The sequence below is a fragment of the Novosphingobium acidiphilum DSM 19966 genome, from assembly GCF_000429005.1.
Taxonomy (GTDB): domain Bacteria; phylum Pseudomonadota; class Alphaproteobacteria; order Sphingomonadales; family Sphingomonadaceae; genus Novosphingobium; species Novosphingobium acidiphilum.
Genome location: NZ_AUBA01000005.1, coordinates 1 through 25817, shown reverse-complemented (window position 1 = coordinate 25817; position 25817 = coordinate 1). Strand labels below are relative to the sequence as shown.

Here is a 25817-nt window from a genome sequence, read left to right as displayed (position 1 = left end):
AACGCCCGCGGCGCGGTCAATCCATCACATGCGGCACAAACAGGTCTCGGTTGGTGGTGATGCGGCCGCCCTCACGGATGCCAAGCCCGACGCAGGTGCCATCGACCATCCAGCTGCCCAGCACCGGGAACCGCCCGTCGTAATCGGGTGCGTCGCAAAATTCCTGATAGATTACCGGCCCGGTATAGCGCCCATCGCTGGTGGTGAGCACCTGCCCGTCCTTGATGATCGTCACATTGCCGCCTTCGCGCCCGAGCATCGGTTTGATCACGTGGTCAAGCCCCTGCGGCGGCGCGTCGAAATTGGCGCCCAGCAGATTGGGATGATCGGGGTATAATTGCCACAAAATCGGCAAGATCGCCTTGTTGCTCCACAGCATTTTCCAGATCGGCTCGATCCAGCAGGTGCCGCTTGGATCGGCGGCGATATTGCGGCCGAATTCTTCAGCCACCAGCCATTCCCAGGGGTACAGTTTGCACATGGTGGCAATGGGCCGTGCCGCCATATCGAAAAATCCGCCCTGCGGACCCGCTTTCCAGCCGATGTCGCGCATTACCAACGGCGCAACATCCAGGCCCGCCTCGCGCGCCAGGTCCATCATATAGGCGGTGGTCAGCGTGTCTTCGCCCGCGGTGTCGGGCACATGCGCGAAATGCACCAGCCGTGATGCCAGACCGGGTGCAATGGCCTGCCATCGTTCGATCAGCGCCTCGTGAATGCGGTTGTACTGATCTGACCCGGCAAACACCTCTTCCTTCCAGTGCCATTGCACCACCGCCGCTTCGACCAGCGAGGTTGGCGTGTCGCAATTGTATTCAAACAGCCGCGGCACACCGTTGCGATCAAAGGCCAGATCGAACCGCCCATAGTTGAGCGCGGGCGGCTCGTTTTCCCAGGCATCGACGATCAGCGGTATGCACCAGTCGGGAATGCCGAAACGCGCAAACAGATTGTGCCGCACGACATGGTCGCCCGCGGCCACAAACATCTGGTGAAGGTCTTCGCTGGCGGCCGCAATCGCATCGATCTCGGCGCTCGTCAGCGTATAGCAGGCATCTTCGCCCCAATAGGGCATGCCAGCGGTGCTGTGCCAGATCAGCCCCAACGCTTCGACTTTGGCCTGCCAGTCGTGGCGCGGTACGATCGTCTGTCGGCGCATGACCTATTCCCCGGCGCCGTGTCCCGCGCCGCCCTCGCCCGTGCTGCCAAAACCGCCGCGCGCAATGCCTTCGGCCGGGGCCGAATAGGCCTGGCCAGCCGCGCTGCGTGTGCCGCCGGTTACGACCTGGCCCACGGGTGGCGCCGAATACGTGCGGTTGATGAACACCCAGCCGCCTCCGCCGCCGTGCCCATAGCTGCCGCTCTGCTGGCAGGCGATATCGGGCAAGCGCCGTCCCTGCGCATCGGCACACACACGCCACTGACCATCGTCATGCGATGAACACCCTGCCATGGTTGCCGCCACTCCTGCCAGCATGACCAGCGAACGTCTTTCCGGTTTCCTGCGCATCGGCACCCCCTTGCACCGAGATTAACCTATCGCCGACGCGAAAGACAAGCCACGTTGCCGCTGGCGCGGTGCACGGCCCAGCGTGCCTCGTCTACTTTGGCCGCAGCAAGCGGCAGGCCGTGTTTGTCAAGGATGGTCAGCGCCTGTTCGAGCAGGCCCAGCACCTGTTCGACCGGTCCCTGGCTGCATTGGGCAGGTGCGTGGTTCATGGCCGGGGCGTCCCTGGTGCCTGGCAGGATGGATTTCCTACGATCATGCACCCAATGCCACGCGCAATTCGACCGGAAATGCCGCCAAAATGAGCGTTCATGCCCGGTAATGCGACCAATCTGGCGAAGCGGCAACGCAATCGCTTTGCCCTCGGGCTTGCCAAATCGCGTCGACCTTGCCAGCGATCGCCACACACCAATTGCACAGGGCCCGGCATGACCACCACCACCGATCCGCTTGCACGGCTGTTGACAATCATGGCGGCCCTGCGCGATCCCGACCACGGCTGCGAATGGGATCTGGCGCAGAACTTTGCCACGATCGCGCCTTATACCATTGAAGAGGCCTATGAAGTGGCCGACGCGATTGCGCGCGACGATATGGATGCGTTGCGCGAAGAACTGGGCGATCTGCTGCTGCAAGTGGTGTTTCACAGCCGCATGGCGCAAGAGGCGGGACATTTTGCCTTTGCCGATGTCGCCGATGCCATTTCCGACAAGATGGAGGCGCGGCATCCGCATATCTTCGGTGGCGCGGACAATGTCGGCCAATCGCGCGAGGAACGCTGGGAAAATGCCAAGGCGGCCGAGCGCGCAGCCAAAGGCGCACAAAGCGCCATGGACGGCGTGGCACTGGCCCTGCCCGCATTGATGCGTGCGGAAAAACTGCAGAAACGCGCCGCGCGGGTCGGGTTCGACTGGCCCGATCCCGCCGGGCCTGCGGCCAAACTGGTGGAGGAAACCGCCGAGCTGGCCGCGGCCGAGACCCCCGAACACCGCCTGGAAGAGGCGGGCGACATGCTGTTCGCTGCGGTCAATCTCGTGCGTGCGCACGGCATCGCCCCCGAAGAGGCGCTGGCCCGTGCCAATGCCAAATTCGAACGGCGGTTCCGCGCGATGGAGGCACTGGCAGGCGGCACACTGGCCGGACACGACCTCGATGCGCAAGAAGCACTGTGGCAGGCGGTCAAGCGCAGCGAATAAGCTACAGGCTGTAAAAGCGGCCCAGTTCGCGCGGGGTCAGACGCACGCGCAAGCGCGATGCGGGCAGTCCCGCGGCATCTTCTGAAACACGTTCGGACAGGACTTCGCCATGGGCATGCAGCCAGGCCAGTTTCTGCCCGTCGGCCATCGGCACGGTCAGATCGAGCGTCCGCGCTTCGCCGGTCAGCACGATACCCAGCCGTTCCACCAGCACATCGACACCTTCGCCGTTCACGGCGGAAATCGGCACTGCGGGCACGTCGGGCACGCCCTGCCCGATCAGATCATCGCGCAGGGCACGTTCGTCGGGGGGCAGCAGGTCGATCTTGTTCCAGGCCTCGATGATCGGCACCTGCGGGCCATCTTCGGCATTGACGCCAAGATCGGCCAGGATCGCTTCGACTTCGCGTTTCTGTTCGGCGCTGGCAGGGTTGGCCACATCGCGCACGTGGACGATGATATCGGCCGCGGTCACTTCTTCCAGCGTGGCGCGAAACGCAGCCACCAGCTGCGTTGGCAAATCGGAAATGAACCCGACCGTGTCGGACAGGATGGCCTTGTCCACCGCCGGCAGGCGGATCGCGCGCATTGTCGGGTCAAGCGTGGCAAACAGCAAATCTTCGGCCATCACGTCTGCCCCGGTCAACCGGTTGAACAGCGTCGATTTGCCAGCATTGGTATAACCGACCAGCGCAATCACCGGCCAGGGCGCGCGCTGGCGCCGTTCACGATGCAGGCTGCGGGTCCGCCGCACTTGTTCGAGTTCGCGGCGGATGCGCGCCATACGGTCGCGGATCAGGCGACGGTCGGCCTCGATCTGGGTTTCGCCGGGGCCACCGAGAAAGCCAAAGCCGCCGCGCTGGCGTTCAAGGTGGGTCCACGATCGCACCAGACGCCCGGCCTGGTAATCCAGATGCGCCAGTTCCACCTGCAATCGCCCTTCGGCGGTTGCGGCGCGTTCGCCAAAGATTTCAAGGATCAAACCGGTGCGGTCGATCACCTTCCGGCTCAGCTTGCTTTCCAGATTGCGTTGCTGGATCGCCGACAAAGCGCCATCGACCACCACCAGTTCGGCGCCCGATTGTTCGCAGGCCACGCCAATCTTGTCGACCTGGCCTTCGCCAAACAGCGTGGCCGGACGCACCGCGCGGATCGGCAGGGCAAAGCTGTCGACGACGTCCAGCCCGATAGCCAGCGCCAGTCCCTGCGCCTCTTCCAGCCGGGCCTCTGCATCAAGGCCCTGGCTGCCCCTTTGGCGCAAGTCGGGAAGCACGATCAGCGTGGGCGCGCCGCGCGTGACATCCCCCTTGATATCCTCGGGGTTGCGTCCGAATTCAAATCCACTCATGCCGCTGCGCCTAGCGCACCGGACTGGGGGTTGGCAAACGGATCAGGGGCCAGACGATCAGGCGTTTTCGCCGTCCCAGTCGCCCGACAGGTCAACATGCCCTGCCGGCTGAATCGTCGAAACCGCATGCTTGTAGGCCAGTTGCACATAGCCTTCGCGTTCAAGCAGCATGCAGAACAGGTCATAGGCAGCAACTTTGCCCTGCAGCATGACCCCATTGACCAGGAACATGGTCACCTGCACGCCGGCATCGCGCACGCTCGACAGGAACACGTCCTGCAACAGCCGCTTGCGATTGCCCTCGTCGGGTCCGGCCTGGAAATGCGCAACCGAAAGCTGCTGACCCGGCATGATCGTGCTGATCGCATGCTTGTAGACCAGCTGCGACTGGCCATCGCGGCGTAGCAGGATCGAAAAATTGTCGAACCAGGTGACGATGCCCTGCAGCTTCACGCCTTTTACCAGGAACATGGTCACAGGGATCTTGTTCTTGCGCAGGTGATTTAGGAACACGTCCTGAAGGTTCTGGCCCTTCAGGCCCGTGGCAACCACCGCAGGTGTTGCAGCGGCGGCAGCGGCGGCAGCGTCCTGTTCATCTTCGGCCTTGGTGCGGGGCCGTGCGGTAAGCGTGCGTCCGGTCATCTTGGCTGACTCCTGTTGTTTGTCTTGGCTGGACCCCGCCTGCACGGGACCTTCGCGATCTGGCGCAGCGACGGCACCTGGATTTCATCCGATTCCGTCTCTGACACCGCTATTCATCATCCTATAACGTCGAGACCCGGCGCGCGTAAACCGCGAACTGGTTCAGCATTCCACCCTTTGCAACGCCTCAGCCTGCGTCGTCCTCTTCGTCCTCGCGCCGCTCGGCCATGCCCAGCAGCTTGAGTTTGCGATGCAACGCAGAGCGTTCCATGCCGATGAAGCTCGCCGTCTTGGAAATGTTCCCCGAAAACCGGCGAATCTGGACGCGCAAATATTCGCGTTCGAAATTCTCGCGCGCCTCGCGCAGGGGGGCTCCCATCAGCGATGCGGTGTTGCTGTCGCCCACCAGCGGCGTACTGAGGATTTCGGTCGGCAGCATGTCCGCCTCGATCCGTGCCAGCCGGCCGCGCGGCGCCAGAATCATCGTGCGTTCCACGACATTGCGCAACTGACGCACATTGCCAGGCCAGTCATAGCTTTGCAGCGCGGCCATCGCTTCCGAGGCCACACCCGGCGCCGGCAGGCCCTGTTCGCTGGCAAAGCGGGCAAAGAAATGATCGATCAGCGACGGGATGTCATCGCGCCGTTCGGCCAGCGGCGGGATCGTCACCGGCACGACATTCAGCCGGTAGAACAAGTCTTCGCGAAACCGGCGTTCGGCAATTTCCTTTTCCAGCGGGCGTGAACTGGACGATACCACGCGCACATCGACCCGGATCTGGCGGTGCCCACCCACCCGGACAAACGCCTGCTCGGTCAGCACGCGCAAAATACGCGCCTGGCTCGAGGCGGGCATGTCGGCCACTTCATCCAGAAACAGCGTGCCGCCATCGGCCATTTCGAGCAGCCCTGCCCGCACCAGTTTGCCATCGGCCTCTTCACCGAACAATTCCTGTTCGAACCGTTCGGGCGTGATCCGTGCCGAATTGACCGTGACGAACGGATTGTCGGTGCGCGCGCTCCAGCTGTGCAACAGCCGCGCGGCGACCTCCTTGCCCGATCCCGCGGGCCCGGTGATCAGCACACGGCTGCCGGTATGGGCCACACGCTTCAGCGTGGCGCGCACCGCGTTGACGGCCGAGGAATTGCCGGTGAATTCGTCCGACATCCCGAAATCGCGGCGCAGCCGGGCGTTTTCGCGACGCAGCCGGTCGGTTTCGGTGGCACGTTCCACAAGCAACAGCAGGCGTTCGGCCTCAAACGGCTTTTCGATGAAATCCATGGCGCCGCGGCTGATCGCCGACACCGCCGTATCGATATTGCCGTGACCCGAAAAGATCAGCACCGGCAGCGCAGGTTCGCGCTTCTTGATCTCGTCCAGCACTTCGAGCCCGTCCATCGGGCTGCCGTGCAGCCAGACATCGAGCAGCACCAGACTGGGGCGGCGTTCATCGATCGCGGCCAGCGCCGCGGTGCTGTCGCCCGCGACCCGGCAGGAATAGCCTTCGTCGCTCAACACGCCCGCAACCAGTTCGCGGATGTCGCGTTCATCGTCGACGATCAGGATATCAAGCGCCATTCAAAAATCCTTTAACGCATCGCTTCGGGGGTGGATGCAAACGCCTGGGTTCGTGTCAGGTCGGTGGTGTCGCCGGGGGTTGCCTGCGGGGCGCGGGCAAAACGCATCGTCATGCGCGTGCCGCCTTCGCCCGCCGGGGCAAAGGCCATTTCGCCGCCGTGTTCCTCGACGATCTTGTTGACGATCGCCAGGCCAAGGCCAGTGCCCTTTTCGCGGGTGGTGACATAGGGTTCGAGAATGCGGTCACGCTCTGCCGGCAGGCCGATACCGTTGTCGATGACGCTGATGGTGATCGCGGCCGCGTCGGCATCAAGGTTCACCGTGATGCGCCCCTTGTAGTCGATATCTTCCACCCGGGCACGCGCTTCGATCGCTTCGACCGCATTTTTCAGCACATTGGTCATCGCCTGGCCAAACTGGTGGCGATCGGCCTCGAACGGTTCGTTGCTTGGGCCGGTATAGCTGAACGCAATGGCGGTATGCGCAATTTCCTGCAGGAAAATCGCCTGACGCACCAGTTCGCCCGCATCTTCGTGGCGGAACACCGGTTTGGGCAGCCGCGCAAACGACGAGAATTCGTCGACCATCTTGCGCAGATCGCCCACCTGGCGAATGATCGTGGCGGTCAATTCCTCGAACAATTCGGGATCGGTGGTGATCTGGCGCAAATAACGTCGCTTCAGCCGTTCGGTGGCCAGCTGGATCGGGGTCAGCGGGTTTTTGATCTCGTGCGCGATGCGCCGCGCCACATCGGACCATGCCGCGCGGCGCTGATCGACCAGCTGGCGGGTGATATCCTCGAACGTCACCACATGGCCGTTGGCGTCCTGGGTAACCTTGACCGCCAGCGTCAGCAGATCGCCGCCTTTGGCGTGATGCACGATGCCGCTGGGTTCGCCGCTGGCCAACAGGGTGTCAAATTGGGGGGCAAATGCGACCAGCGCCGTGCCGGTCGCGTTGCCGCCGCGGTCATCGCCCAGCAGTTTCTGGGCAGAACTGTTGATCAGGCGGATCTTGCCATCGCGGTCGATCGAGATGATCCCGGCGGTAATCGATTCGATCACCGCCTCGATAAACGCGCGCCGCACATCAAGCTGCGCGTTGACCCGCACCAGCGCCTGTGTCTGGGTTTCAAGCTGCGCGGTCATGCGATTGAACGCGCGCGCCAGCATGCCGACCTCGTCGGTGCCTTTGCCCGATGCCACGCGCATCGCAAAATTGCCGCTGCCCACTTTGCGCGCGGCAGATACCAGCTCGATCAGCGGCGCCACCTGCCGGTCGGCAATTCGCAAGGCGGCCCACACCGCCAGCATGACCAGTGCCAGCGAAATGCCCAACAGAGCCAGGTTGAACTGCACCTGCAACGCGCGCGCCCGACGGGTTAGCATGTCATAGGCCGACAGCACCGAACTGGCGCGTTTCGACTGGATCAGCGCCAGTTGGTCCGAATTGCGCGCCACATACAGATAGATGCCGCGTGCCCGGTCGATCGTGGTGACCGCCTCGATCTTTTCGGCCGAGGCGTTGACCACTACCTGTTCGCCGCGCGCGATGCGTTGCACTTCGGCAGCGGTAACCCTTTGGCGATCGTCGTTGCGGTTGGGATCGACGATCGCCGCGGTCCGCAAGGCGCCATCTTCGCCCCGTTCGACAATCGCGGATTCATCGAGCTTGCGGCTGATCACCTGCCACGAATAGCCTTCGGCAAATTCCTGGCTGGTGATCGGGGCCTGCGCCAGATAGCTGCGGATATCGCCCGCCATCGCCAGGCTTTCCTTGCCCACGTCGCGCAGTTTGTCTTCGTAATAGCCTTTGGCCAGGCTGTTGGCGTTTTCCAGCATGCCGCGCGAATTGTCGGAAAACCAGAATTCCACACCTTGCTGGAACAGCAGCGAGGCAAAGATCGCGACCAGCAGCGTGGGCACCGCCGCAATCAGCGAAAACAGCCAGACCAGCCGCACATGCAACCGCCCGCTGCTGCCCAGCATATCGCGCGCGGCGCGTTTGAGCGCGATACGCCGCCCGAACAGCACGATCAGGGTCAGCGCGGGAACCAACGTGCCGATCAGCAGGGTCGACGTCAGTTTGGCCGGAAGCAGGATATTGCCCGGCGTTGATTGCGGATCAAGGTCATAGGCGCTGAGCGTGACCATCATCACCAGCGCGATCGCCGCAATCGTTTCGATCAACAGGAAAACGTTGGCCCGGCGCAGAACCACCAGCAGCCGCCGCCACCAGCGCGGCAAGCGCCGAGCCCGACTGGGCAATTTACCTGCGAGCGTACCAACCATAGTTGCCGCCAAACAACACCCCTGTTGCCCAAAAGCAAGAGATTTTACAGGGCGGTGCCGTTTTGCGCGATGAAGCGAACGTGCTTAGCCGCGAACTGCATGATCGTCGGGATGAATTCCCAGGTCCGACAGCCGTTTGCGCAAGGTGTTGCGATTGATCCCCAGAATTTGGGCTGCGCGCAGCTGGTTGCCCGCGGTGCGGCCCAGCACATGCAGGAACAGCGGCCGTTCGAAAGCGGCCAGAGCCGCGTTGTAGACCTGGCCGGGTCCGGGCGCATGGTCGGTCAGCCACCGGTCCAGCGCACCGGCAAGATCCTGTGGCCCTTCGTCATCCACCGGCCGCTGCGGTGCCGCGGTATCGCTGCCCAGCATCGGTTCGATCGTCGCCGCATCGATGGTGTCGTCGCGGGCCATCAGCGCCAGGCGGTAGATCAGATTGCGCAGTTCGCGCACATTGCCGCGCCATGCCTGACGCGCCAGCAAGGCTGCGCCGGCCGCAGTCAACTGGCGGCGCGGCAAACCCTCGGCGGCGGCCATGGCCAGGAAATGGCGCGCCAGCGGTTCGATGTCGTCGCGCCTGTCGCGCAAGGGCGGCAGCGCGATCGGCACCACCGCCAGCCGGTAATACAGATCTTCCCGAAACTGGCCCGCCGCGATCAACGGCACCAGGTCGCGATTGGTGGCGGCGATGATCCGGCAATCAAGCACCACATCATCGCTGCCGCCCACTCGGCGCACGCGCCCCGATTGCAACGCGCGCAACAGACGTGTCTGCGCCTCGACCGGCATGTCGCCGATTTCGTCGAGAAACAGCGTGCCGCCGCGTGCCTGTTCGAATTTGCCGATCTGGCGGGCAATCGCGCCGGTAAAGGCACCCTTTTCATGCCCGAACAGTTCGCTTTCGATCAGATCGTGAGGAATGGCCGCGGTGTTGACCGCGACAAACGGGCCTGCGCGACGGTTGCCCAGCTGGTGGATTGCTTCGGCCACCAGTTCCTTGCCGGTGCCGGACTCGCCCAGGATCAGCACCGTCAGATCGTTGCGCAACACGCGCGTGATCATGCGATAGACCGCCTGCATCGCCGCGCTGCGCCCGACCAGCGGCAGGCCTTGCGTCTCGGCATCGGTGTCCTCGTCGCGTGCCGCCGCGCCCGACTGGCCGATGCCCTGCCGCACCGCCGCGACCAGTTCGTCAAGATCGAACGGCTTGGGAAAATATTCGAACGCGCCGGTGTCGCTGGCGCGGACCGCGGTGTCGAGCGTGTTCTGGGCCGACAGGATGATCACCGGCAAATCCGGATACCGCGCGCGCACATCGGGCAGGGTCTCGATACCGTCGCCATCTGTCAGCATGACATCGGTCAGCATCAGCGCATATTGGCCATCGGCCAGCAGCCGGTCGCGCCCGGCGATGCTGTCGCTGTGCGCCACGCCATAGCCTTCGGCGGCAAGCGCCGCGGTGATCACGGTGGCGATCGAGGCGTCATCTTCAATCAGCAGGATTGTCGGCATCATGCGTGCACCCCCGTCGGCACCGATCCTGCCACCGGCAGATGCAGGCGAAAATGCGTGATGCCCTTGCCCTCGTCGCGGTCGTGCGTGACGCGGCCGTTCATATCGCGCACCAGTTTCTGGACGAGCGCGAGCCCCAGCCCCTGCCCGTGCTTCTTGCTCGACACGAACGGTTCGAATATGTGATCACGCACCGATGGGGCGATCCCGGGGCCATTGTCGCTGACGCGCAGTTCGATCGGCAGACGCAACACTTTGCCGCCAGAGCCATGATGCACCTGGATGCCGCTGGCAAAGCGCGTGCGCACGATGATGCGCGGATGATCGACCCCGGCGCAGGCATCGCGGGCATTGGCCATCAGATTCAGCAATACTTGCACCAGCGCATCGGGGTTGGCGCTGATCGGCGGCAGGCTGGGATCAAATTCCTCTTCGATCACCAGATCGCTGCCACTGCTGTCGGGCCGCGCCGCGGCCAGAATTGCCTGGGCGTGGCGCGCGGCTTCGTGCAGGTTGCACGGCACGGCCGGTTCGGTGCTGCGGCGGCCGAGCGACTGCATCTGGTCGATCAGCTTGGCAATGCGGTCCACTTCGCTGGTGATCAGCGCGGTCAGCGCGCGGTCGCCCGCATCGAGCCGGCGATGCAGCAATTGCGCCGCCCCCCGGATACCGGCCAGCGGATTCTTGATCTCGTGCGCCAGGATTTCGGGTGCGCGCACCCCCGCTCCATCGCCTTCATCAAGCGCACCCAAGGTCAGCGCCTCGACCCCGACGGGTTCTTGCAGCACGACAATCTGCCAGCCGGGAAAATTCAGCACAGGCGCGGTCATCACGTCGATCTGACGCGGCGGCTGATCCAGAATGCGCACCAGCGACCCGCGTGCCACCAGATGGGCTTCACGATCTGCCAGGCGATCGATGATCAGCTGTTCTTCGAACGCCAGCAACTGGTGCAGCGATCGGCCAAGCACGCGGCTGGCGCCCTGCCCCACCAGGTGTTCCGCCGCAGGATTGACCGAAGCGATCGTCAGATCGGGTGCCAAGATCAGCAGGGCCTGCGGCAGGCTGGCAATCACCGTGCGCAAGTCGGGCCTGTCATGCGCCATGCCGAATGGGGCGTTCGGATCGGTCACGGCTGCAGCAGGCACTCAGGCCGCCACGCGGCGTTCGTCCGCCGGATCAAACCGGGCGTAGAATTCGGCCAGGCTGTGCAGGACCGCACGATGGTCGTCGATGAAATTGACCGTGTTGCGGAATTCGGCGGATCCGTGCAGGCCCTTGGTATACCAGCCCAGGTGTTTGCGCGCCATGTTGACCCCGGTCACTTCACCATACAGGTCAAGCATGTCGTGATAATGCGCCACGATCACGGCGTACTGTTCGCCGATCGTCGGATCGGCCAGGACTTCGCCGGTGCGCAGCCAGTGCATGACCTGACCCAGCAACCACGGGCGACCATAGCTGCCGCGTCCGATCATCACGCCATCGGCGCCGCTTTGTGCAATGGCCTCGGCCACGTCACCCACCGAACAGATGTCGCCGTTGACGATGACCGGGATGGTCACCGCATCTTTTACCCGGCGCACAAAGCTCCAGTCGGCCGAACCCTTGTACATCTGGTTGCGCGTGCGCCCGTGCACGGTGATCATGCGCGCGCCCAGGTCCTGCGCGATCCGGGCCAATTCCGGGGCGTTCAGGCTGTCATGGCACCAGCCCATGCGCATCTTGACGGTCACCGGCACGTTGACCGCCTTGACCGTGGCCTCGATCAGTGCGGCGGCCAGGGGCACATCGCGCATCAGTGCCGATCCGGCATCGCCGTTGACCACCTTGCGCACCGGGCAGCCCATGTTGATGTCGATGATCGCCGCACCGCGATCTTCCGACAGCTTCGCGGCCTCGGCCATCTGCGACGGTTCGCACCCGACAAGCTGCATCGACACCGGGTCCTCGATCGGGTCCCACGCCCATTTCTGGATCGACTGGCGCGTTTCGCGGATGGCCGCCGGGCTGGCAATCATTTCGGTCACGTTCAGCCCCGACCCGTATTGCCGCACAATCCGGCGGAACGGCCGGTCCGACACACCGGTCATCGGTGCCAGCACCACAGGGCAATCGATCCGCACGGGGCCGACCTGGATAGGGGCAAGAACAGGCGGTGCGGGGACTTCGGTCATGGATCGGGTGCTCGTGCCTAAAAAACAGGCACGCGTTAGACAATTGTCGGCGCCAGGGCAAGTTTGTAAGGGGCATCGACAATGGACCAGTCCCCTCCCCCTTTCGCGCGCCGGTTTTGCGCTGTCGTGGTTGCCGCAGGCCGTGGCCTTCGCGCCGGGGGCCAGATGCCCAAGCAGTTTGCGGCGTGGCACGGCAAACCCCTGCTGCGTCACAGCGTCGAACGATTGCTGGCCGCAGGGGCAGCGCCGCTGATCGTGGCCATACCCGAAGACTATCGCGCCATTGCCGAAACCGCGCTGGCCGGACTTGCCCCGATCGTGCTGGTGGCCGGGGGCGCCACGCGACAGGCTTCGGTCAAGGCGGCGCTCGACCACCTGGCCATGCATGCGGTGACCGATCCCGTGTTGATCCACGATGCCGCGCGGCCCGATCTGCCGCCAGCGGTGATCGAACGGCTGGTGGCTGCGCTGGCCGATGCACCCGGCGCGATCCCGGTGCTGCCGGTGGTGGACAGCGTGGCGCGCGGGCGCGACGGTTTGCGCGAGGCGGCGGTCCCACGCGACGGACTGTATCGCGTCCAGACCCCTCAGGCGTTTCGCTTTGACGCGATCCTGGCCGCGCACCGCGCGTGGCCGCACGCCGATGAGGCAGGCGACGATGCCACCGTGGCCGAGGCTGCAGGGCTTGCCATCGCGCTTGTTTCGGGCGACGAGCGTTTGCGCAAGGTGACCTTTGCCAGCGATTTCGAGGACAGACCGATGATGTGCCGGACGGGGTCGGGGTTTGACGTGCATCGTCTGACAGATGGCGAAGACTTGTGGCTGTGCGGGGTGAAAATCGATCATCCGCAGGGGCTTGCAGGGCACAGCGACGCCGATGTGGCGATCCACGCACTGGTAGATGCGCTGCTGGGGGCAATTGCCGCAGGCGACATCGGTGATCATTTTCCGCCGACCGACCCGCAATGGAAAGGAGCATCGTCTGACCGGTTCCTGGCCCATGCTGCGACGCTGGTCCGCCAATCGGGGCATGCCATTGCCAATGTCGATGTGACGATCATTTGCGAAGCACCGAAAATTGGCCCGCACAAGGCCGCGATGCGGGCAAGGCTTGCCGACATCATGGGCGTCGCGCTCGATCGCGTCAGCGTCAAGGCCACCACCACCGAACGACTGGGGTTGACCGGCCGCGGCGAAGGCATCGCGGCGCAGGCCATCGCCACCGTAATCGGCCAGCCGAACAACCCCTGAAAGGAGCCTGAGGGATGCACGCAAACAGCAAGATGGCTGCCATCGTGGCGCTGATCGCCATGGCGACGGCGACTGCCGCGCAAGCGCAGGAACAGCAGCGCACGTGCATCACCCGCGATCAGTTCAGGAATGCCGCGCTGTTTGTTCTGCCCGACGTGATCGAAGGCATTGGCGAAGTGTGCCGCCCCGCGCTTGGTGCGACAGGCTATCTGACCAGCGAAGGGCCCGCCCTGATCGCGCGTTATCGTGCACTGCAGGCCCAGGCGTGGATTTCGGCGCGCGGCGCGCTCGCGCTGATCCCCAATGTGCCGGCCGCGATGCGCAACCTGCCCGATGACGCGCTCAAGCCGTTTGTGGCGGGTATGGCCAAGCAGATGATCAAACAGGCGGTAAAACCCGCCGATTGCAGCAATTGGGACCAGGCCGTCCATTTGCTGGCGCCGCTGCCACCGGAAAACATGGCCGGACTGATCACCGTGCTTGCCGAAGCATTTGATCGCGATACCAAGCGCAAGAATCCCAAAAACCATGGTATGTTCTGCCTTGGCGAGCCTGTATCGATCACCCTGCCCGCGCCAAAGCCGTAACAAGGACACCCTTTTCCCATGGATAGCCTGCTCCCCCCCGACATGGTCGGCCTGGCCGCACGCGTGATTGCTGCCAACCGCACCATCGGGCGCACGGTCGCGGTGGCAGAAAGCTGCACCGGCGGGCTGGTTTCTGCCGCGCTTACCGAAATAGCCGGCAGTTCGGCTGTCTTCGATCGCGGGTTCGTGACGTATTCAAACGAAGCCAAGATCGAAACGCTTGGCGTGTCGGAAGACCTGATCGACACCTTCGGGGCGGTTTCGGTCGCTGTGGCCTGGGCCATGGCGCAAGGTGCGCTGGCGCATTCGCGCGCCGATATTGCGGTTGCGATCACCGGGATTGCCGGGCCCGACGGCGGGACCGAACAAAAGCCTGTGGGCACGGTGGTGTTTGCCGTGGCGCGACGCGGTGACGATCCCGAAAGCGCGCAGGCCGAAACCCAGCTGTTTGCCGAGGCGCGCGATCGCGCCGAAGTGCGTCGTCAGGCCGCGCTGGTGGCGCTGGAACTGCTGCTGCCCGACGGGTCATCGGCGCCGTAAAGCTTGGCCGCGCGCGTCTCGAACGCGCCGACCATCTTGCGGAACGCACGATCGAGATATTGCCCGGCCAGTTTTTCGAACAGCGCGTTGCGAAAGGCAAAATCGCATTCGAACTCGATCCGGCAGCCGCCCCGATCGTCGGGTGCAAAGTGCCAGGTGTTCGACAGCGACTTCATCGGCCCGTCGAGGTATTCAACCGTGATCGCGCCGGGGCGATGCTTGTGCACCTTGCTGGTGAACTTTTCGCGCAAGGCGCTGAATCCGACCAGCATGTCGGCAACCATTTCCTCGCCATCGTCCGACCGGATGCGCGTGCCGACAACCCAGGGCAGAAATTCGCCATAGCGCTTCACATCGGCCACCAGGTCGAACATCTGTTCGGGCGACCAGGGCAGATGGCGCGTTTCGGCGATGTGCGGCATGTCAGCGCGCGGCCTTGGCCAGCTGCGCTTCGCGCGCGGCACGCATCTGGGCAAAATCGTCGCCCGCATGATAGCTTGACCGGGTCAGCGGGCTCGCGGCGACTTGCAGGAAACCTTTGGCGCGCGCGATCGCGCCATAGGCGGCAAACGCCTTGGGATTGACGAATTCGATCACCGGGGTGTGTTTGGGCGTGGGCTGCAGATATTGCCCCATGGTCAGGAAATCGATCCCGGCCGAACGCATGTCATCCATCACCTGGTGCACTTCAAGCCGCGCCTCGCCCAGGCCGAGCATCACGCCCGACTTGGTGAACACCCGCGGGTCGTGCCGCTTGACCTCTTCAAGCAGGCGCAGCGATGCGTAATACCGCGCGCCCGGCCGGATCGTCGGATAAAGCCGCGGCACGGTTTCCAGATTGTGGTTGTAGACATCGGGGCCGGCCGCCACGATCGCCTCGACCGCGGGCACCATCTTGCCACGGAAATCGGGGGTCAGGATCTCGATGGTGGTGTGCGGCGTCTGTTCGCGCAGCGCACGGATCACCTTGACGAACTGGCCTGCACCACCGTCGGGCAGATCGTCGCGATCGACCGAGGTGATGACAATGTGTTGCAGCCCCAGCCGCGCCGCCGCCTCGGCCACATGGCCGGGCTCGGTGCTATCGACCTTGCGCGGCATGCCGGTCTTCACATTGCAGAATGCGCACGCGCGGGTGCACACATCGCCCAGGATCATCACCGTCGCGTGCTTTTTGGTCCAGCATTCGCCGATATTGGGGCATGCCGCTTCTTCGCAGACGGTGTTGAGCTTCAGATCGCGCATCAGCTGGCGTGTCTCGCCATAGCCCTTGCTGGTCGGCGCCTTGACGCGGATCCAGTCGGGCTTGCGCTGGCGCACCGGCGCGGTTTCGGCAGAGTCGGATGCGGCAGGCGCATTGGAAAGCACGGTCATGCGCTGGCAAATAGGCGTTCGGCGCGCAAAATTCCAGCCCTGCCTGTCACACTTGCGCAAGGGGGCCATTGCCGCCATGAAGCCCCCACTGCGACAGAGGGTGCCATCCACCATGACCGACTCCGTATCCCCCGAACTCGGCCACCTGATCGACGGCTATCGCCGGTTTCGCCAGCACGGCTGGACGCCAAAGCTCGAACGCTGGCGCGAATTGGGCGAAGGGCAAAACCCGCGCGTGATGATCATCGCCTGTTCCGACAGCAGGGTCGATCCGGCGCAGATCTTTGACACCGACCCGGGCGAAATGTTCGTCGTGCGCAATGTGGCGGCGATGGTGCCCCCGTTCGAAAACGCACCCGGCCACCACGGTGTTTCGGCCGCGCTGGAATTTGCGGTGCAAGTGCTGAAAGTCGACGAGATCATCGTTCTGGGACACGGCATGTGCGGCGGTTGCCAGGCGGCCCTCAATCAAAGCCTGCAAGGCACCGAACCCGGCCAGGGCGGGTTCATCGCCGACTGGATTGCCTTGCTGGACGAAGCGCGCCTGCCGGTCGTGGCCCAGTACGGCACCACCGGCCGCGTTGCCGAACGCGCAATGGAACTGGCCGGGGTGCGCACCAGCCTTGCCAATTTGCGCACGTTCCCTTGCGTCAGCACCAAGGAAGCGCGCGGCAAGCTGCGCCTGACGGGCGCGTTTTTCGCGATAAGCGACGGCGTCCTGCATCTGCTGGACGAAACGACCGGCGAATTTCAGCCGGTGTCCTGACCCACGAAAAACGGCGGCACCCGGTGGGGTGCCGCCGTCGTGTAATTGTGGCTTGCGCGTCCGGATTATTTGCCGGCTGCTTTCTGGTCGGCATAGATCGCCCAAAGCTGTGCGATGGCGGCACGCGGGCCACCCACGTTGGCCAGCGTGGCCTTGGCTTCGGCATATTTGCCTTCGTCGATCTGGGCGATACCCAGACGCGTCATCACGCGATCCTTTTCGGCATCGATCCCGCCCTTGGCCAGCGCCATCGTGTACAGCGTGTCGGCCTGCGCCGCTTCGCCATATGACAACAGCGTGTCGGCCGCGTTTGCCGCAACCTTGCCGCTGGGCGCAGCAGCCGCTTCCTTGGCCAGGCTGGGCAGCGACGCCTTGTCGGCGGCCACGCGCGGACGGGCCTGCGCCAGCGAATCCTTGACGAAGGTGTCGTCGGCCTTCAGCGCGCCGGTGGCGATGCCCTGTTCGGCAATGCGCACGGCCTCACCCGGGAAACGACGCGCATCGATCGCCTGCAGATAGGCGACATATTCGCGTTCGACATATTTGGGTTCAAGCTTGAGCGCGCCGGTCTGATCCATCAGGCGGCTGACATCAAGTTCTTCCGGGCCGCCAAAGTTCGACGCCCCATTGCGCACCAGCTGCGTGGCGCCCAGCCAGTTCATCGGCGACGGATACGCAGCAACCAGCAGCAGCGCCCATTCGGTCGATTCGGCGTTCAGCTTGGCCGCATAGGCAATGCGATTGCCACGGGTATACCATTCTTCCGGAGCGTCTTTGCCCGCAGCCTTGCGCGCGGCAATCGCCGATTTCAGCGCATCGAGGCCCTGCTTGGGCTGGCCCGACGACGCATAGGATTCGGCCAGCATTTGCGGCACCGCATCATCGACCGCAGGGTTTGCCATCAACGGCGACAGCACCTTGATCGCGGTGGGATAGTCCTTGGCGACATAAGCCATCTGCCCCAGCATCGCGCTGACCGTGGCAACCAGATTGGGCTGCAACTGGCCGCTGTCGAGCATGTTCTGCAGGCCCCTGGTCATCAGTGCGTTATCCGATGTCCAGGTGCCGATCTGGCGCTGCCAGTCGCCAAAGATCAGGCGATCGAGCGGCGACTTCACATTGGGCTCGAGCTTTGCCAGTTCGGGAACCAGCGCGGCCGCCGCAGCAGCGAAATCGGCATCGGCAATTTTGCCCTTTTTCGCCTGGACTTCGCCAAAGGTCTTCTGGAACGGGCCTGCAACTTTGCTGAACTCGGCGGAATTGGTGACCTTGGGGGCCTCTTTTTCCTTGTCCTTGGCGATCACCGGCGCGGCGACGACCAGCGACGCGATGGCGAGCGCGGCAGCGGCAACGGTCGTCCGGCCGAAAGAAGCAAAATGAGCCCGCATTGTCGTAAATCTCCGTGTTGGAAAAGGGACCTGTCGCGGTGCGGGCACCTATGCCCCGTCCGTTTCCTGTCCCCGTGATGTTTTTCTGTCGCTCGTTTGGCGCGGTTTGCAGCCCTTTGCAACACGAGACAGCTATGCCGTACGGGGTGAACCGCATTTGAACGGCGTTTCGTCGCACGCCGCCTTGCCTTGCGCGCAGCGAAATGTGGAAAAAGCGCCATCTGCGGCAACCCCGACTGGCCATCGCCCGGACGAGGGTCTAGGGCCAAGGGTCTGATCCATCCCGGATGCGCGCCCTTCGGCCCTGTCGAGGCGCGCGGCCGGTTTTGAAGCTTTGCAAGACGTACACTTTGCACCCATGAAAGCGCCCAGGCCTTGAGCGACGACAGCAATCCCCCAGTTCCCACCGCATCTGGCCCCTCCGGCGAACCGGAATTCCAGCGGATCGACATCGTCGATGAAATGAAGTCGAGCTATCTCGATTACGCGATGAGCGTGATCGTCAGCCGCGCATTGCCCGACGTGCGCGACGGGCTGAAGCCGGTGCATCGGCGCATCTTGTGGACCAGCCACGAAAACGGATTTACCGCGGGCAAGCCCTATCGCAAATCGGCGCGTATCGTCGGCGATTGCATGGGCAAATACCATCCGCACGGCGACAGCGCGATCTATGACGCGCTGGCGCGCATGACGCAGGACTGGTCGATGCGGCTGCCGCTGATCGACGGTCAGGGCAACTTCGGATCGATGGACCCCGATCCGCCAGCCTCGATGCGCTATACCGAGGCGCGTCTGGCCAAAGTGGCCGATGCGCTGCTGGGCGATATCGAAAAGGACACGGTCGACTTTCAGGCCAACTATGACGGGTCGGAAAACGAACCGCAGGTGCTGCCGGCGCGCTTTCCCAATCTGCTGGTCAATGGCGCCGGCGGCATTGCGGTCGGCATGGCGACCAATATCCCGCCGCACAACCTGGGCGAAGTGATCGACGGCTGCCTGGCCTATATGGACGATCCGCTGATCAGCATCGACGATCTGATCAAGATCATCCCCGCGCCCGATTTCCCGACGGCACCGCTGATCCTGGGCACGCATGGCGCGCGCAAGGCCTATACCGAAGGGCGCGGATCGATCATCATGCGCGCGCGGCACATTGTCGAAGAGGGGCGCGGGCGCCGGTCGATCGTGCTGACCTCGATGCCCTATCAGGTGGGCAAGTCGGGCCTGGTTGAAAAGATCGCCGAAGCCGCCAAGGACAAGCGGATCGAAGGCGTGGCCGACATCCGCGACGAATCCAACCGCGAAGGCGTGCGCGTGGTCATCGACCTCAAGCGCGATGCCACCCCCGAAGTCGTGCTCAACCAGTTGTGGCGCAACACCCCGGCGCAGTCAAATTTTCCGGCCAACATGCTGGCGATTCGCGGCGGCCGGCCCGAAACGCTGAACCTGAAGGACATCATCGAAAGCTTTGTCCGGTTCCGCGAAGAGGTGATCACGCGGCGGACCAAGTTCGAACTGATGAAGGCGCGCGATCGCGCGCATATCCTGCTCGGGCTGGTGATCGCGGTTACCAATCTGGACGAAGTGGTGAAAATCATCCGCGGTTCGGCCAACCCTGCGATCGCGCGCGAAGCGTTGCTGACACGCGACTGGCCGATGGGCGAAATCGCGTCCTACATCAAACTGGTCGAAGCGATCGAGGACGATGCGGCCAGCGATGCCGCCAGCTATCGCCTGTCGGAAACGCAGGTGCGCGCCATCCTTGATCTGCGTCTGCACCGGTTGACCGCGCTGGGCCGCGACGAAATCGGCGAAGAGCTGGAAACGCTGGCCAAGGCAATTGCCGAATTCCTGTCGATCCTGGCCGACCGGCAGAAGCTGTATGGCGTGATGCGCGACGAACTGAACGCGGTACGCGCGCAATTTGCCACGCCGCGCGTGTCCGAAATCACCGCCGCGGCCGACGGCATCGACGATGAAGATCTGATCGAACGTGAAGACATGGTCGTGACCATCACGCTTGACGGCTATATCAAGCGCACCCCGCTTTCCACGTTCCGCGCGCAGAACCGCGGTGGCAAGGGCCGTGCCGGAATGGCCACCAAGGAAGAGGATGCCGTTGGCACGATGTTCGTGGCCAGCACGCATACCCCGGTGCTGTTCTTCTCGACCGCGGGCAAAGTCTATCGCCTGAAAGTGTGGCGCCTGCCCGAAGGCGGCGCGGTTACACGCGGGCGCCCGGTGGTCAATCTGCTGCCCGCGCTTGACCAGGGCGAAACGATCGCCGCCGTGCTGGCCCTGCCCGAAGACGAGGCCGAATGGGGCAAGCTGGACGTGATGTTTGCCACAGCACTCGGCAATGTGCGCCGCAACGCGATGGACGCCTTTGCCAACATTCCCTCGAACGGCAAATACGCGATGAAGTTCGAAGAGAACGATGCCGATCGCCTGATCGGCGTGGCCTTGTTGTCCGAAGGCGACGACGTGCTGCTGGCCAGCCGCCAGGGCAAAGCCATCCGCTTTGCCGCCGACGATGTGCGCGAATTCCAAAGCCGCACCTCGACCGGGGTGCGCGGGATGGTGCTGAAGGACGGCGACGAAGTCATTTCGCTGTCGGTGCTGCACCGCACCGGCCTGCGCGATCAGGAAGAGCGCGACGAATACTTGCGCTTTGCCCCGTGGAAGGCCGAACGCGAGGGCGAACCGACGATCGCCGCAGAACGCTTTGCCGCACTGGCCGCAGACGAACAGTTCATCCTGACGGTTTGCGCCAACGGCTATGGCAAGCTGTCGTCGGCCTATGAATACCGCCGCACCGGGCGCGGCGGCCAGGGCATCACCAATATCGACAATATCGAGCGCAACGGGCCGGTTCTGGCCAGTTTCCCCACGGTCCAGGCCGACCAGCTGATGCTGGTAACCGACCAGGCCAAGCTGATCCGTCTGCCGCTGTCGAGCCTGCGGGTGATCGGCCGGGGCAGCGCAGGCGTGCGCCTGTTCAATGTCTCGGACAGCGAACACGTGGTCAGCGCCGCACGTCTGGCAGAGCCGGATGAGGATGACACGGCTGTCGACGACGCAGGCGTCGATGGCGCCGCCATCGATGGTGATGAGGCACAGGCGACGGGCGAATGAGCCCGTCGCCCGCCCTGCCCGCTGTCGCCTACAAGGTGCTGACCGCGCCGCAGTGGGCGCAGTGGCAGGCCGGTGGCGAATTCAGCGGCGCGCCGGTCGATCTGGCCGATGGCTATATCCACTTGTCGACCGCAGCGCAGCTGACCGAAACGGTGAACAAGCATTTTGCCGGCCAGGCCGATCTGAGCGTGGTGCATGTCGATCTGGCCGTGCTGGGCGACCTGGTGCGGTGGGAGCCGTCACGTGGGGGCGCGCTGTTCCCGCATGTCTATGGCGTGATCCCGATGACAGCCGTGCTGACCGTTCAGGCGCTGGCGCGCGATGCCGCCAATGCGGTCAGCATCAGCTGAACCCGCAGCACGACGCCCACCGCGATCAGCGCCTGCCCGGCGTAATACAGCGGCCAGACCAACAGATCGACGAACGGTTTGCCCGACAGCAACCCCAGATGCGCAAACAGCAGCAGGTCTGACATCGCGAACAGCACCGCGCCCAGCGCCACCAGATCACGCCGGAAACGGCTGCACCACGCGCTGGCAACCATCGCGGCAAGGCTGAACGAATAGGCCAGGACCCCCGCCTGATCGGGCAGGATTACACTGGTCAACGCCGGGATCGCCGCCAGGACCATCACCACATAGACCCCGTCATACCACGCCAGGCGCCGGCGGTTGGTGATATAGAACCAGCACGCAAAGCAATGCCCCGCCAGAAAGGCAAGCGCGCCCAGACTCAGATCGATCTCGATCAGCATGTCCCCCAGCGCCCCGAACACCAGCACCATGCCGATAGGCCGGCTGACACTGGTGGAGCGTTCAAACGTGTACAGCGCCAAAGTTGCCACGGCCGCACCCTTGAACGCCATGTGCAGCGGGCCGGCAGGGACCATCGGACCAAACAGCGCGAATGCAATACCGAACAGTATGCTGACAAACAGCCATCGATTTTTGCGAAAAGACATATCGGCGCCCCTGTCGTCCCCGAGTGCATCTTGCCCACGGAACCGTCCGGTGCCAAGGGCTTTTCATGACACATCAGGTACACATCATCGGCGGCGGAATGGCCGGAACAGAAGCGGCGTGGCAACTGGCCCGGCGCGGGATCCAGGTGCGGCTTTCGGAAATGCGCGGGGGCGGAGACATGACCGCGGCGCACCAGGGCACGGGGCTGGCCGAACTGGTCTGTTCCAACTCGTTCCGGTCTGACGACGATACCAGCAACGCGGTCGGCCTGCTGCACCACGAAATGCGCCGCTGCGACAGCCTGATCATGGCCGCCGCAGCGCGTGCGCAAGTGCCCGCCGGATCGGCATTGGCGGTGGATCGCGATGTGTTTTCGGCCGCGGTCGAGGAAACTCTGGCCAGCCTGCCCAACCTGACCGTGGTGCGTGAACGGATCGATGCGATCCCTGACCAGGGTCACGTGATCATTGCGACAGGCCCGCTGACCGCGCCTTCGCTCGCCACCGCCATCGGCACTGCCACTGGCGCCGATGCGCTTGCGTTCTTCGATGCGATCGCACCGATCGTCCACCACGACAGCATCGACATGGATATCTGCTGGAAAGCATCGCGCTGGGACAAAGGCGAGGCCGCATACATCAACTGCCCGATGAACGAGGAACAATACCGCGCGTTTCATCAGGGACTGCTCGACGGCGACAAGACCGAATTCCGCGAATGGGAGGCCAATACCCCCTATTTCGAAGGCTGCATGCCGATCGAAGTCATGGCCGCGCGCGGGCTCGACACCTTGCGGTTCGGACCGATGAAGCCGGTGGGGCTCGACAATCCGCGCACCGGGCGTTGGCCCCATGCGGTGGTGCAATTGCGCCAGGACAACAAGCTGGGCACGTTGTGGAACATCGTCGGGTTTCAGACCAAGCTGAAGCACGCCGAACAAGTGCGCCTGTTCCGTACCATTCCGGGACTGCAGAATGCAGAATTTGCCCGGCTTGGCGGATTGCACCGCAACACCTTCATTCAAAGCCCGCGCGTGCTTGACCGGCAGCTGCGCTTGCTGCGCGATCCGCGCCTGCGCTTTGCCGGGCAGATCACCGGGTGCGAAGGGTATGTCGAAAGCGCTGCGATCGGGCTGATGGCGGGGCTGATGACGGCCGCCGAACTGGGCGGACGCGCATGGACTGCGCCGCCGCGCACCACCGCGCTGGGCGCGCTGCTAAGCCACGTCACCGGAGATGCAGAGGCCGAGACCTATCAGCCGATGAATGTCAATTTCGGTCTGTTTCCGCCGCCACCGGCCGACGTGAAGAAAAAACAGCGCAAAGAGGCCTATACGCTGCGCGCCAAGGCCGATCTGACGACCTGGCTGGCCTGACGCGCTATTTGCAGGTGCAGGCGGGCGCTTTGGGTCTGGTGCGGGTCGTGGCAAAATCGTCGCGGGTCAGATAGCCCTTGCCGCCTCGATCGGCGGCCTTGAAGCGGTTGATCGTGCGCACCGCCCATTCGTTGAAGGTCAACAGATTGTTGCCATCGGTGTCCAGCTTGCGGAATTCCTTTGCGCGGGGACCGAGCATTTCGGCCATGGTGATCTTGCCGTCGTGATCGCGGTCGAGCCGGTCGAACCGTTTCTGCTCTTTGGTTTCCTCGGGCACTTCGGGCAGATCGGGGCCGGTTGCATCGCCGGCATCCGCCTCGGGCAGGCCCTCGTCTGCGGCACCGCTGCGCGGCGCCTGTGGCGGCGCAAGGTGTGCCACCGGCGGGGCCGCATCGGTGGCGGCGCGCCCCTGCCACCAGAACACGCCTGCCGCGACCAGCAGCAGCGCGCCAAGCGCCCCGATGACGATCCGATCCATCCGTCAGCGATAGGCGGCGGCGTGACCGATGACGAGCCCGAGATCAGGCCGATTTGGCGTTAACGCCCAAGCCATCCTTTGCGCAGCGCGCCCAGCATGATGCGCCAGGGGCTTGCGTCTTTGGTGGTTTCGAAATGGTGCAGCAGGATCAGCGGCCGCAATGCGCGCGGCACGCGGATCGCTATGGCGTGGCCTTTGACGAATTCGCCGGCCGCGTGGGCAATCGCCGGGCTTTGGGCGATGCCGGCCATGCGTGCCAGCGCCACGATGGCCCCTGCCCGCGCATGCTCAAGCGCCACGCCGCCGTCTTCGCCGACAACCTGAGCCTCCCACCCGTCGACCAGCGCAACCAATGCGGCGCGTTCGCTGTCCCACGCGGTCAGGCGCTGCAACAGCGGTTCGCCCTTTGGCCATCGCGCGCACGGTTCGCCCAGGCGATCGCGCCACCACGCCAGGCGCAGCTGGATCATGATCGCATCGCGGCCCGGCCGTGCCGCGTCGGCAAGCCGGTGATCCAACGCCAGCAAGCCGGTCCAGGCCGGACGAACCTGGCGCGGCGCATAGGCTATCGCCAGCCGTTCGGGCGGCGACAGCCATTCCTGCGCCGCCGGATCAGCGATAACACACCTTGCGCACCGCCTCGACGATCTTGGCAGGGGTAATCAGCGCCAGCTTTTCAAGGTTTGCCGCATAAGGCAGCGGCACGTCTTCGTCGCACACGCGCAGCACGGGCGCGTCGAGATGGTCAAAGCCCTCTTCCATCGCGATGGCGATGATTTCGGACGCGATCGAGCACACCGGAAAGCCTTCTTCGGCCACGACCATGCGGTTGGTGCGCGACAGGCTTTCCAGCACGGTGGCCTTGTCGAGCGGGCGCAGCGTGCGCAGATCGACGATTTCGGCATCGATGCCTTCGGCCTTCAGCGTTTCGGCGGCTTCCAGCGCCATGCCGACCCCGATCGAATACGTCACGATGGTCACGCTGGTGCCGGGCCGCACGATCCGCGCCTTGCCGATCGGCAGGACAAAGTCGTCCAGTTGCGGCACGTCGAAGCTGCGGCCATAGACCAGCTCGTTTTCAAGGAACACCTCCGGGTCTTCGCTGCGGATCGCTGCCTTGAGCAGGCCCTTGGCATCGGCCGCGTCATAGGGTGCAATCACGATCAGGCCGGGAACGGCGGCATACCACGGGCCATAGTTCTGGCTGTGCTGGGCACCCACGCGTGCCGCAGCACCGTTGGGTCCGCGGAACACGATCGGGCAGCGCATCTGTCCGCCCGACATGTAATCCCACATTTCCCAGATTGGAATGGAAAAATCTGGCAATTTCGGTGGTATAGTGTAGCAATATCAGCATGATGGGCGGTCTTGAGGGCTGATTTTATGACGCACCCGGCGGGTGAAACGGAAACGGGTGATTTGCGGGTCGATTTTGACCGCCGCCTGAGATTGGAGTTTCACGGATCGCGGATCACGTCGGATGCCGGCTTGCTGGCCTTTCGCGAACTTGATGACGCGCTGGGCCTGACAGGGATGGCCGGGGAGATATTGACTGACAGCAGGACGGGTCGGAATGGCAGGCACAGCCTGATGGCGCAGTTCCGGCAATCAGTCTTCGGGCGGCTCGCAGGCTACGAGGACGTCAACGACGCCGACCGGCTCGGCGCTGACCCGGCGATGCGCTGGATCGTGGGTGGGCAGGCCGTGAT

25 protein-coding genes and 1 pseudogene are annotated in these 25817 nt (G+C 64.0%); 9 read left to right on the top strand and 17 right to left on the bottom strand.

Annotated features, from left to right (window positions below; translation table 11 throughout):
• Nucleotides 1-16 precede the first annotated feature (16 nt).
• Genes G404_RS0105575 through G404_RS0105565 form a run of 3 tightly spaced genes read right to left on the bottom strand, consistent with a single transcriptional unit; the run spans nt 17 to nt 1719 of the window.
• A complete protein-coding gene (locus tag G404_RS0105575) occupies nt 17-1159 on the bottom strand; it encodes a glutathionylspermidine synthase family protein (RefSeq protein ID WP_028640204.1) in 1143 nt (380 codons plus the stop codon).
• Nucleotides 1160-1162: 3 nt separating this feature from the next.
• Entirely contained in the window at nt 1163-1510 is a 348-nt protein-coding gene (locus G404_RS0105570; RefSeq protein WP_028640203.1) for a hypothetical protein, read from the bottom strand.
• 26 nt (nt 1511-1536) lie between these two features.
• Nucleotides 1537-1719 carry a hypothetical protein gene (locus tag G404_RS0105565; RefSeq protein WP_028640202.1) on the bottom strand — a complete coding sequence of 61 codons (183 nt, stop codon included), beginning with the start codon at nt 1717-1719 and terminating at the stop codon, nt 1537-1539.
• Nucleotides 1720-1935: 216 nt separating this feature from the next.
• On the opposite strand from G404_RS0105565, the gene mazG reads away from it, so the two are divergent.
• A complete protein-coding gene (gene mazG, locus G404_RS0105560; RefSeq protein ID WP_028640201.1) occupies nt 1936-2703 on the top strand; it encodes a nucleoside triphosphate pyrophosphohydrolase in 768 nt (255 codons plus the stop codon).
• 1 nt (nt 2704) lies between these two features.
• Here the strand turns inward: mazG and hflX are convergent, their stop codons facing one another.
• From hflX to dusB, 7 genes are all read right to left on the bottom strand, one after another.
• On the bottom strand, nt 2705-4051 hold the full coding sequence (hflX, locus tag G404_RS0105555; protein ID WP_028640200.1) for a GTPase HflX: 1347 nt from the start codon (nt 4049-4051) through the stop codon (nt 2705-2707).
• Nucleotides 4052-4108: 57 nt separating this feature from the next.
• Entirely contained in the window at nt 4109-4693 is a 585-nt protein-coding gene (gene hfq / locus G404_RS18235; RefSeq protein ID WP_028640199.1) for an RNA chaperone Hfq, read from the bottom strand.
• 187 nt (nt 4694-4880) lie between these two features.
• Nucleotides 4881-6272 (bottom strand): nitrogen assimilation response regulator NtrX, encoded by a 1392-nt coding sequence (ntrX, locus tag G404_RS0105545; RefSeq protein WP_028640198.1) that lies wholly within the window; start codon nt 6270-6272, stop codon nt 4881-4883.
• Nucleotides 6273-6283: 11 nt separating this feature from the next.
• Nucleotides 6284-8497 carry a HAMP domain-containing histidine kinase gene (locus tag G404_RS18230; RefSeq protein WP_036520607.1) on the bottom strand — a complete coding sequence of 738 codons (2214 nt, stop codon included), beginning with the start codon at nt 8495-8497 and terminating at the stop codon, nt 6284-6286.
• A 150-nt stretch (nt 8498-8647) separates the two neighbouring features.
• Nucleotides 8648-10078 (bottom strand): sigma 54-interacting transcriptional regulator, encoded by a 1431-nt coding sequence (locus G404_RS0105535; RefSeq protein WP_028640197.1) that lies wholly within the window; start codon nt 10076-10078, stop codon nt 8648-8650.
• Complete coding sequence (locus tag G404_RS0105530; protein WP_028640196.1) at nt 10075-11181, bottom strand: two-component system sensor histidine kinase NtrB; 1107 nt, start codon at nt 11179-11181, stop codon at nt 10075-10077. The genes G404_RS0105535 and G404_RS0105530 overlap by 4 nt, the downstream gene beginning before the upstream one ends.
• Nucleotides 11182-11223: 42 nt before the next feature.
• Nucleotides 11224-12252, bottom strand: coding sequence for a tRNA dihydrouridine synthase DusB (gene dusB / locus G404_RS0105525; RefSeq protein ID WP_028640195.1), 1029 nt, complete (start codon nt 12250-12252; stop codon nt 11224-11226).
• An 81-nt stretch (nt 12253-12333) separates the two neighbouring features.
• Between dusB and G404_RS0105520 the strand changes: the two genes are divergently transcribed.
• Genes G404_RS0105520 through G404_RS0105510 form a run of 3 tightly spaced genes read left to right on the top strand, consistent with a single transcriptional unit; the run spans nt 12334 to nt 14630 of the window.
• Nucleotides 12334-13503 carry a bifunctional 2-C-methyl-D-erythritol 4-phosphate cytidylyltransferase/2-C-methyl-D-erythritol 2,4-cyclodiphosphate synthase gene (locus G404_RS0105520; protein WP_036520570.1) on the top strand — a complete coding sequence of 390 codons (1170 nt, stop codon included), beginning with the start codon at nt 12334-12336 and terminating at the stop codon, nt 13501-13503.
• Nucleotides 13504-13517: 14 nt separating this feature from the next.
• A complete protein-coding gene (locus G404_RS18225; protein WP_051280250.1) occupies nt 13518-14090 on the top strand; it encodes a hypothetical protein in 573 nt (190 codons plus the stop codon).
• A gap of 18 nt (nt 14091-14108) precedes the next feature.
• Nucleotides 14109-14630, top strand: coding sequence for a CinA family protein (locus G404_RS0105510; protein WP_028640193.1), 522 nt, complete (start codon nt 14109-14111; stop codon nt 14628-14630).
• Here G404_RS0105510 and G404_RS0105505 read toward each other — a convergent pair.
• Nucleotides 14573-15052 (bottom strand): type II toxin-antitoxin system RatA family toxin, encoded by a 480-nt coding sequence (locus tag G404_RS0105505; protein ID WP_028640192.1) that lies wholly within the window; start codon nt 15050-15052, stop codon nt 14573-14575. The two genes, G404_RS0105510 and G404_RS0105505, sit on opposite strands and share 58 nt — an antisense overlap.
• 1 nt (nt 15053) lies before the next feature.
• Nucleotides 15054-16004, bottom strand: coding sequence for a lipoyl synthase (gene lipA / locus G404_RS0105500; RefSeq protein ID WP_028640191.1), 951 nt, complete (start codon nt 16002-16004; stop codon nt 15054-15056).
• A gap of 112 nt (nt 16005-16116) precedes the next feature.
• Here lipA and G404_RS0105495 point away from each other — a divergent pair, with 112 nt between their 5' ends.
• A complete protein-coding gene (locus tag G404_RS0105495) occupies nt 16117-16770 on the top strand; it encodes a carbonic anhydrase (protein WP_028640190.1) in 654 nt (217 codons plus the stop codon).
• 65 nt (nt 16771-16835) lie between these two features.
• Here the strand turns inward: G404_RS0105495 and G404_RS0105490 are convergent, their stop codons facing one another.
• Nucleotides 16836-18158, bottom strand: coding sequence for a hypothetical protein (locus tag G404_RS0105490; RefSeq protein WP_028640189.1), 1323 nt, complete (start codon nt 18156-18158; stop codon nt 16836-16838).
• 375 nt (nt 18159-18533) lie between these two features.
• Here G404_RS0105490 and gyrA point away from each other — a divergent pair, with 375 nt between their 5' ends.
• Both gyrA and G404_RS0105480 read left to right on the top strand, forming a co-directional pair.
• Complete coding sequence (gyrA, locus tag G404_RS0105485) at nt 18534-21293, top strand: DNA gyrase subunit A (protein WP_028640188.1); 2760 nt, start codon at nt 18534-18536, stop codon at nt 21291-21293.
• Nucleotides 21290-21643, top strand: a complete 354-nt coding sequence (locus tag G404_RS0105480) for a DUF952 domain-containing protein (RefSeq protein WP_028640187.1) — start codon at nt 21290-21292, stop codon at nt 21641-21643. The genes gyrA and G404_RS0105480 overlap by 4 nt, the downstream gene beginning before the upstream one ends.
• Here the strand turns inward: G404_RS0105480 and G404_RS18220 are convergent.
• Nucleotides 21598-22254, bottom strand: coding sequence for a lysoplasmalogenase family protein (locus G404_RS18220; protein WP_156906212.1), 657 nt, complete (start codon nt 22252-22254; stop codon nt 21598-21600). The genes G404_RS0105480 and G404_RS18220 overlap by 46 nt on opposite strands.
• 65 nt (nt 22255-22319) lie before the next feature.
• On the opposite strand from G404_RS18220, the gene trmFO reads away from it, so the two are divergent.
• Complete coding sequence (gene trmFO, locus G404_RS0105470; RefSeq protein WP_028640186.1) at nt 22320-23630, top strand: methylenetetrahydrofolate--tRNA-(uracil(54)-C(5))-methyltransferase (FADH(2)-oxidizing) TrmFO; 1311 nt, start codon at nt 22320-22322, stop codon at nt 23628-23630.
• A 4-nt stretch (nt 23631-23634) separates the two neighbouring features.
• Here the strand turns inward: trmFO and G404_RS0105465 are convergent, their stop codons facing one another.
• From G404_RS0105465 to G404_RS18215, 3 genes and pseudogenes are all read right to left on the bottom strand, one after another.
• The gene (locus G404_RS0105465) at nt 23635-24108 is read right to left on the bottom strand and encodes an EF-hand domain-containing protein (protein WP_028640185.1); all 474 of its coding nucleotides are present in this window, start codon (nt 24106-24108) and stop codon (nt 23635-23637) included.
• 59 nt (nt 24109-24167) lie between these two features.
• Nucleotides 24168-24578: a hypothetical protein gene (locus tag G404_RS0105460; RefSeq protein ID WP_245584407.1), complete on the bottom strand. Its 411-nt coding sequence runs from the start codon at nt 24576-24578 to the stop codon at nt 24168-24170.
• Between the two features lie 142 nt (nt 24579-24720).
• Nucleotides 24721-25398, bottom strand: a pseudogene (locus tag G404_RS18215) (pyruvate dehydrogenase complex E1 component subunit beta); the annotation flags it as partial.
• 93 nt (nt 25399-25491) lie between these two features.
• Here G404_RS18215 and G404_RS18210 point away from each other — a divergent pair.
• Nucleotides 25492-25817 (top strand): transposase (locus tag G404_RS18210; RefSeq protein ID WP_036520568.1); only part of this gene is annotated, 326 nt, incomplete at its 3' end.